Origin of the sequence: Flavobacterium fluvii, assembly GCF_900129545.1 — a bacterium.
Taxonomy (GTDB): Bacteria; Bacteroidota; Bacteroidia; order Flavobacteriales; family Flavobacteriaceae; genus Flavobacterium; species Flavobacterium fluvii.
In genome coordinates, this window is record NZ_FQWB01000013.1 from 21,423 (window position 1) to 30,619 (window position 9,197).

Consider the following 9,197-nt stretch of genomic DNA (forward strand, 5'->3'; position numbering starts at 1 on the left):
AAAGTTTAGGAATTATATAATTGAGGGCAAATCATAGTAGGACACCAATAATTATTAGTTATTATGTCGCCAGAAGAATAATTCCATTGGCTTGCATGTGTATGTATATAAGGCTTTAAAAACAGTTCTTGATATTCTTCAATTAAATTTATATACTCATTGTTCTCGGATTTTATTTTTCTCCAAGTTTTCGGAAAAAAATTAGACAGAACAAAATCAATACCTAAAATAGCTTCCATAGGATAATGCCCTATTCTAGGACTGTCAAAAACCAATAGATTTCCCGTTTCAAGTAATTCTCCATGAGCTGCTAGTTTTCTACCACCAAACTGAAAATGATAAATTGGATGAGGATATTCGGCTTCTTCATCCCCGTCTTCCATAATATGTCTATCTAGATGATAAGATGTAAGTAATTGTGTATTTCCTTCTTCAGAAAATTTAGTCCCCTCAATAACAATATTAAACTCCAACCATTCAAATGGATCTTGCAAACTATATAAATTATTACAATTTCCAATAATTTTAATATCAAGGATGAGCTTTAAGTCTTTACAATTATCAGGTTTAGTATGATTAGGAACATCACTAAAATTAAAAATTAATCTTCCCAAATTATATCCCCATAATTCATTATTGGATGGTTTTTGGGGTATTTGTGGAATAATATCCTTATTTCTAAGTTCACTTATTGCACTTTCAAAAGAACCTATTTCTGCAGTTGGAAAATAACTATATAAAACAGATGAAAGTTTTCTTAAATCTGTAGCTATTTTTTTTCTACTCTTCATAATATCATTAGAAGCTGCCATTACTTATATTCCTGTTTAATGTCTTCTAATCTTTCTTTTTCTGCAGGATGGATTAATAATCCAAGAGTTTTTGCATCTCTCTCAAGGATTGAATGTAAAGAAAGGTATCTTTTATCTTGCCAACTATGCGTTAGATTACCATCAAGTAAAAATCCGTCTTTTGGATCTAATGGCAATTTATATGCTTGACATACTGTCCAAAATTTTGAACTTGTAGTTTTATCAATTTGTTGAGCTTCAACTAAATTAGGCAATTTAAATTTGTCTTTTAATAGATTGACTCTATCTAGAGCGGTTAATTGAATAAGTGGTTTGGAAAAATTTGAATTCCACCAATTTAAAATATCATTTGCCCACCATCTATGAAAAGAATCTTTAAATATGCCTGAATATTTATTATCATTTAGCAGTTCAATTAAAGTTGCCCAATCTTTTGATATATTAAAATCAATTCCAAATCTTGCAGCTAAAATATTCTCATCAATTAATACTCCCGATTTACATATTATTTCATTGAAAATATATTGCGAAATTTCAGAAATAGATGTTCCTTCTCCTAATAAAAATTTCGAAGTAAAAACTTTATTCGGTATTTCGCTATCTGATGGCAATCCTAATAACTCATTAAAATTTGTTCTATTTTCTTGAATAGCTTTATATGCGTGAGTTATTGAGGCTATCATCTGTTCATATTCTTTCCCTTTTTCTGCAATACTCGTTTTATAGAAAGTAAAATCAAATAGATCATGACTTGAAGTATCAGAATCATAATATTTTTTAAGATTATTAGTACTTGAAATCAAGAAAATTGGAAATGCATTTTCAAAACCATTTTCAGCAAAACATTTAGTTCTAATTCCAGTAGCAAGACTCGGGGCTGTATAAGTAGCTGTTCTCTCTCCTTGTTGATTACCATCAAGCTTTAAATCAAGAATCAATGCATCTATATCTTTTTGTTCTGCAATTAGCTCACTAATTAATTCTTCAAATTTTGTAGGCAATTTTATAGTTATGTCAATTAAACTTTGACTAGATAAACCATCTGCAAAAGCTTGACTATTTTGCGAAGTTTCATCATCGATGTACACTACTTTATATTTCATATTCTTTTATTTCTTCTTGTGTTGCAATTGGAATTATTATTCTAAAATTGGTTTTAAACCCTTCCGGAGAATTATCTATTGTAATTTCACCATTATAACTTTCAATAATATCTTTAACAATCTTGAGACCTAAACCAGTTCCTGTTAGATCATCCGTGGATGTTGATTTATGTCCTTTTGGACTTGATGTAGTAAAAAAAGCATTAAAGACCTTATCTCTATTTTCTAATGGAATTCCGTCACCATCATCAATAAATTCAACAAAAATATATTCATTTTCTTTACCTGCCCTTATTAAAACTTTTCCATTTGTTTGATTAGCTCTTTTAATTGCTTTTTTAGAGTTACTATATAAATTGAATAAAATAGAAGCCCATTCCGATGTGTGCATTTTACATGTGAATAATTCGTATCCATTAATATCAAGTTCTAAATTAATGTTACATCTTTCAGTATCTGGACTAATAGTTTTCACAAAAGGTTTTATAACATCTCTAATTTCGATTGGCTTTAATTCTTGATTTACATTTTGAGAAATTGTTTCATCAAAATATGAAGTGTAAACTTGAAAAGAATCAAAAGTACTTTTTAATCGAATTGCTCTTTTATATTCCTCTTTTGACTTATCTATATTATCAATAATATACTGAATATCAACATCAAAAGCGCCTAAGTAATTTGTAATTTCATGTGTAAATTCGCCAATAATCAAACCTAAACCTGCTAGAACTCTTATCATATTAAGTTCATCTATACTTTCAATAGCTTGCCTTAATTGTTGTGCTTTTTTTCTAAATTCTTCAGCTCTTTCCTTTTCTTTACCTTCCTCTTTATTATTATCCGTATCATTTTTATTATTATTATTATTAGATTCTTCTGATGATTTTTTATTTTCAGAGGCCTCTAACTCATCTGCAATTTTATCTAACTCGTCCGCAGTATCTAAAATTGTATCTTTAGGGTTTCTAGAATATTGTTTGTCCCAATCTTTTTGATCAGTTGTGACTTTAATTCCTCTACTAGATGCAATACGTGTAACAGCAGAAGTAATTGTTTTGTAAGAAAAAGTAACAAGTTCTTCATATGCATCATTTCTGAACAAACCTTCTCTACTAGATAATTCATCAAAATTGTGATTTTGACCTCCTATCTCAACAAATCCAAAAAAATTATTATTACCATGCACAGCAAGTATTTTTCTTTTTCTCACAGATTCATCTAAACCTAACCAATCATTTTGCGACTCTCCATACGGTAATACTCTAAAACCGTTTCTGTATAAACGAATTCCCCCATATTCTTCAGAAATACTCTTTATGTAGCTTTCACTTTGCTTTGGTATTAAACCAACATTAAAAATATAATAATAAGCTCTTAACCTTACATTTTTTAAATAATCAAATTTAATATTATCAATCTTATCTTCTTTGCTAAAATATTGATGTGATCCTGTTTTAGTATTGGGAATACGACTATTTTTGATTTCCCAATAAGCTCTTCCATTTTCATCTATATGACCTTCAATTACTGCAACGGCATGTTCATAAAACATTGAATGTTGGTCTGCAACATAAAAATCGTTTTTCATACATGAAATTTCAAAACCTGGATCTTTTATTTCACTAATATCATCCGATTCAATTTCAACTAATGGAAATGGTTGTAAAATGTCTATTGCATATCGATAAACTCGTTTTATCATTGAATCTGACCACCATTCACGTAAGTCTTCAATTATTAAGGTTGTGCCTTTATCTTTTGTTTTATTAACTTCTTCTATCGTATTTGTTATAAATATTAAGTCGCCATCTCTCTTGTATTTATTCCAATCAACAATAACTTTAAGAGCAAATTCAGAATCTAAGGTTTGCGTAATTATAGTTAGTTTATTTCCTAATCTTTGAGTTGAAAACCTACCAATTCCTTTTTTTCCAGCTCTTTTTCTTTTATACAAAGGTGATTCTGGCTCATGAATTTTTGATGTTGAAGAAATTTTCATAAAACCATTAACTAATTGATTTCTGGTCATACCATTCCCATTATCATCTATAATTAAAGTTCCACCAATACTATTGACATTTATAAAATTTAATGATGCAGATTTAGCATCTGCATCATAAGAATTCTTGATTAATTCAGAAACAGCTGTCTCATGTCTGGCTACTAATTCAGTACCTAACCTATCAATAACACTTGCATCAACACTAAATCTAACATTCTCAGTATCAAAACTTGCTAGTTTTGAAGACAGTTCAATAATTTGACTATAATTAGTAGGGTCATCTACTAAAATTTTTGATAATTCCTCTCTTATGTTTTTTTCCTCCATATCCTATTATCTCTAAATTTTATTGATAATACTTTCGTTAATTATCTTGTAAGCTTTATCATTATCGTATTCTACTTCAGGTCTTAAAATGGTGTAGATGTCATTCCGGAATTCATCATCACTCATTTTTTCTACCATATTGGCTACAAACATTTTGCTGGTAGGCGAAGCACCGTCGGAGAAATTGATATATTCTTTGTAGCATTGAATTAATTTTGCAACATCAATATCTAGTTTTGCTAGTGCCAAATCTAAATCGAATAAATCCCTTCCTTTTCTTCGTTGGTATAATGCTCTTAATTTTGTACCCAATAACTCTTCAATATAGTAGGTATTTATCATACATTCTCCATTGAACCAACCATTTTGCACTTTGAAAGGTACTTGCTGTAATCCTAATACTGTGAAATGTTCTCTACAATTGATTTCAATTTTGAGACGCATTTTAATGATTGGCTGTATTTCTGTTTCAAATCGGTATTCTACCGTGTTGTTGTGAATACTGGTTGTAATATTTCTTTTGGCTCCCAAAAAAGCTAAACATTCTCGCAATTTAACAAGAATTGGTTTTATTGGACCAGTTTTTATTTGTACCAAATCAATATCTTCAGAATATCTCGCTTGTGGTTTTAGGAATAGCTTGTGCAATGCTGTTCCTCCACGAAATGCTAAATTTTCATTTAAGAATGGATTGGAAAATATTTCAACCAATGCTCTTTCTATTATTAAATCTTGTTCTACTTGTCCGTTTTCTGGCCACGGTGCAAACTCTCGCCATTCTTCTATATAGCGTCTCGGTATCATAAATCGCTTTCAATATTAATGTTGTTAATGATACGCCACTTTGTATTTGTATTCCCTCTTTTATTTTTTCCAGGCATCAATGGAATATTTGTTCCTTTTTTATCGGCTATCGTATAATATAATGCTTGACTTAGTTTTTCGTTTCCTAATTCATATTCTAATAAATAGCCTAATCGTTGTACTGCTGCTGTTTGAGAATAGTTTTTTGCGGTTCTTGATAGAGTTGAAGGCTTTATGACTTCTACAAGTTCTTTAAGAATGGTTATTACTCTATTCATTCCTAGTTTGTCAACATAGTATAATAAATCTAGTGCGGTAAGTTCTGGTGATGATACGTTGATATATCCAGCATCAGTTTTTACTTGTCTTACATCTTCTTTATTCCATTCGTTTTTTACCAGAAAATTTATTTTCAGTTTCTTGTTTTTGATATCTCTTAATGCGGGTTTTTCTGTAATTACAAATGTTTCCATTGATTGTTGGTGTGATGCTCCATATATAGCTGCTGCGGACATCAACCCCAAGTAATATTTTTTGTTTAAAGACATCATCATGTCATCGATAAACATATTTGACGGGATTGCACCATAATTTGAGTATTCAGCAGGAAGTAATGTATAAAAGCCTTTTCGAATTTGAACTATTTTCTTTTTTGATTTTAAACGATATAGACTTTGTAAAAGTGCTTTATCTGTTATTTCAAATTTATTTTTCAATTCTTCTAATGTAAAAGCATATCTACCTTTAGCTCTAACGGCATCTATATACTCTTCTAAATAATTATATGATTGAACTTCTGTTTTCACTTATATATTTCGTTTGCTATCTACTACGCATTGTGTAGTGTTACGCAAATGTAATATATCTTTATATTAGTTTGTATCAATATCCATAAAACTTTTGTTGTATAGTTCTAATTCAAGATGAAGGTTTGTTTGAGGATTATGTTTACCATAAATCTTTCTTTAACTACTCTATTAACTCATACCATTCCATCACTCAAAGATAAAATGACGATTTCTGTAATAAAGTATTCTAAATTCTAATAATCCCGATTTGACAAGTATTAATTCAGGATTCACAAATGCTTTAAAATATAAAAAGAAAATATAAAAACCTTTTGAAATTTTACGATAACTCCTCAGTAATATAGACTTACTATTAGCCCAATCAACACAGGTTTCATTTTCTTGTTACACACTATTATACCTATTTAATTTTTGTCTTCATATTATAATTTTCAATTAATTCAGGTGAATAACAAAGATAATGATATACTGTGTATATCATTATCAAATAAAATTATATCATTTCATTGAGAACTACTTGTCAACCATTTATTTATAATTACGACCAGTCATTATTTTTTTTCAAAATAAGCATAATAGTGTTAAAAATTTTATAAATTTGAAATAGCTTTCGCACAACCCCATTTCTTCACAAATATCATTTAATTCATTTTCATTATGATAAATAATAAAAAAATAGGGCTTTCTCTTTCGGGAGGCGGCTATAGAGCTGCTGCTTTTCATTTGGGAACACTCAAAAAAATGAATGATTTAGGGATTTTAGATGATGTTGATGTAATTTCGACTATTTCAGGAGGTTCTATTACGGGAGCTGCTTATGTTTTGAATAAAAAAAATTACAATGACTTTCATAACCGTATAAAAGATGGTTTAGCAAAAAAAAATGTTGTAACGTTTGTATTAACATCATTGATTTTTTTAAGAACTATTTTGGTCGTACTTGGTCTTTTGTTCTTTGCAGTATACCTAACATTTACGGAATATGCACCATATTCTTATTTAGTAGTTATGATTCTTTTTATCATAATTTTCAAGTTCCAATTTGTGATTTTTCCCGTTAGCAAAGTAATTGAAAAAGCTTATGATAAATTCTTTTTCAAAGGTATGAAATTGGATGATTTACAGGAAAGTCCAATACTAGCTATAGGCTCATCAAATCTCCATACAGGTAGACCTTTTACATTTTCAAAGAATAAGATGTCAGACTCTGACTATGCATTTGGATACACAAAGCCTATACTTTTTAAACAAGAGCAATTTCCCATCGCAAGAGCGGTTATGGCCTCAAGTTGTGTTCCCTTCGCTTTCACTCCAGTAAAAATTGATCAGCAATTTTATAAAGATATTAATGACTATAATTTGGTCGAGCCTATGTTGGTTGATGGTGGGGTATATGATAATCAAGGGATTCAAAAATTAACACAGTCTGGCAGTAGTTATTTGTGTGATATTATCATTACATCTGATGCCGGGGGTAATTTCAAAAAAAATGAGATATACCCGAATACAATAAAGCTTCTTATGCGTACAGTTGATTTGTTCATGTACCGTATTAAAGCTTTTCAAATGCAGCAAAACATATATAAGAACACGACGACTACTGGAAAACCAATCGCATATTATTCTTTGGGGTGGAAGCTAGAAGGTTTGATTCCTGGTTTTTTCGATAACCTTAAAAAAGGAACAATATTACAGGATGTTTTAAATGCCCATAAATTAGACGCTTTATGGATTAGCAATCCGGATCAATATAAACCCCAAATTTTTGAGCAATTAATTAAAAATACAGGTTATGAAGCCATAAAAAGTAAAGGGCTTACAGATGATGAATGGGAGATTGCTAGAAATGTTGGCACGAACCTAACTTCTCTTTCTGTAAAAAAAATTGATTTACTTATCAGACATGCTGAAGACCTCACTGAAATTCAACTTCGTTTGTATTGCCCATTTTTTTTCGTTAAAAAAAGCTTATGAAAAATAATAAACCACCATACCGAAAACTGAAAGGATATGCATTTGATCCTTCATTATCTCAACAAGCAGAAACTGCAAATATCAACACTATAGTTTATAAAGTGATATGGGAAGATTTGTATGTTGATGATAAAACCATTCCTGTCACAGATGAAAGGTTTCAGGGTAAAGGGCCTATAGGAGAATATTTAGAAGTTGTTGATTATGATCCGACGGTACAAAAATTGTATGAACCTGTCAATTTGAACGATAATCATATTCTTGCACAAGATGGATTATCACCAAGTGAAAGTAATCCCCAATTCCATCAACAGATGGTTTATGCAGTAGCCATGACAACAATTCGAAACTTTGAACGTGCGCTTGGGCGTAAGGTTATATGGAGTTCAAGACGTTTATTAGGGCCTGCTTATGAAGAATATGTACAACGCTTGAGAATATATCCACATGCTTTAAGAGAAGCTAATGCGTATTATAGCCCTCAAAAAAAGGCATTGCTTTTTGGTTATTTTTCTTCAACACCTGCGGACATTACTCTGCAAATGCCCGGTTCGTTAGTATTTACCTGTTTGAGTCATGATATTATAGCACATGAAACGACTCATGCTATACTTGATGGTATGCACAGGCAATACAATAATCCTACAAATCCAGATGTTCTGGCGTTTCATGAGGCATTTTCAGATATTATAGCCCTTTTTCAGCATTTTACTTTTCCAGACGTTTTAAAAAAGCAAATAGCTGAAACCCGAGGAGATTTAAGTGCTCAAAATCAATTGGGTAAACTTGCACAACAATTTGGCACTGCGATAGGTCATTATGGAAGTTTGCGTGATGCCATAGGTGATTTTGACAAAGAAACAGGAAAATGGAGTCCAAAAAAAATTAATCCAAATGACTACCACAATGTTATGGAACCACATGCTCGCGGCAGTATTCTGGTAGCTGCAGTTTTTGAGGCTTTTATTAATATATATAAAAATCAAGTTGCTGATCTATTAAGGATTGCATCAAATGGAACCGGAATCTTACCGCAAGGTGAATTACATCCTGACTTGGTAAATCGTTTAGCTGGAGAGGCAGCTAAGTGTGCTGGACATGTTTTACAAATGTGTATTAGGGCAATTGATTACTGCCCACCAGTTGATATAACTTTTGGTGACTTTTTGAGAGCTATCATTACAGCAGATATTGATTTGATTGAGGATGACAATAGAAACTATAGATTGTTCTTTATTGATGCTTTTCGGAAGAGAGGTATTTATCCACAAGTGTAAATCGTCAGCAAAAAGTGGACTGATTTAGACAAAAAATAAGAGAGTGTTTTCAAAATCCTTAAATTTGAAATAAGTATGAAAACACCAAG

7 protein-coding genes are annotated in these 9,197 nt (G+C 30.7%); 2 read left to right on the forward strand and 5 right to left on the reverse strand.

Translation table 11 applies throughout. The annotated features are described in order from the left end of the window. Window positions 1-5 precede the first annotated feature (5 nt). Genes BUC16_RS16990 through BUC16_RS17010 form a run of 5 tightly spaced genes read right to left on the reverse strand, consistent with a single transcriptional unit; the run spans window position 6 to window position 5,854 of the window. Window positions 6-812 (reverse strand): hypothetical protein, encoded by an 807-nt coding sequence (locus BUC16_RS16990; protein WP_073372016.1) that lies wholly within the window; start codon window positions 810-812, stop codon window positions 6-8. Then, window positions 812-1,915, reverse strand: coding sequence for a hypothetical protein (locus tag BUC16_RS16995; protein ID WP_073372017.1), 1,104 nt, complete (start codon window positions 1,913-1,915; stop codon window positions 812-814). Before BUC16_RS16995 ends, BUC16_RS16990 begins: the two co-directional genes overlap by 1 nt. Then, window positions 1,905-4,244, reverse strand: a complete 2,340-nt coding sequence (locus BUC16_RS17000) for a sensor histidine kinase (protein ID WP_084546323.1) — start codon at window positions 4,242-4,244, stop codon at window positions 1,905-1,907. The genes BUC16_RS16995 and BUC16_RS17000 overlap by 11 nt, the downstream gene beginning before the upstream one ends. Window positions 4,245-4,256: 12 nt before the next feature. Then, window positions 4,257-5,048, reverse strand: coding sequence for a nucleotidyl transferase AbiEii/AbiGii toxin family protein (locus BUC16_RS17005; protein ID WP_073372018.1), 792 nt, complete (start codon window positions 5,046-5,048; stop codon window positions 4,257-4,259). Next, complete coding sequence (locus BUC16_RS17010) at window positions 5,045-5,854, reverse strand: type IV toxin-antitoxin system AbiEi family antitoxin domain-containing protein (RefSeq protein ID WP_073372019.1); 810 nt, start codon at window positions 5,852-5,854, stop codon at window positions 5,045-5,047. The genes BUC16_RS17005 and BUC16_RS17010 overlap by 4 nt, the downstream gene beginning before the upstream one ends. Window positions 5,855-6,514: 660 nt before the next feature. On the opposite strand from BUC16_RS17010, the gene BUC16_RS17015 reads away from it, so the two are divergent. Both BUC16_RS17015 and BUC16_RS17020 read left to right on the forward strand, forming a co-directional pair. Continuing rightward, the gene (locus BUC16_RS17015) at window positions 6,515-7,831 is read left to right on the forward strand and encodes a patatin-like phospholipase family protein (RefSeq protein ID WP_073372020.1); all 1,317 of its coding nucleotides are present in this window, start codon (window positions 6,515-6,517) and stop codon (window positions 7,829-7,831) included. After that, window positions 7,828-9,108, forward strand: coding sequence for a gluzincin family metallopeptidase (locus tag BUC16_RS17020; protein WP_073372021.1), 1,281 nt, complete (start codon window positions 7,828-7,830; stop codon window positions 9,106-9,108). The genes BUC16_RS17015 and BUC16_RS17020 overlap by 4 nt, the downstream gene beginning before the upstream one ends. Window positions 9,109-9,197 lie beyond the last annotated feature (89 nt).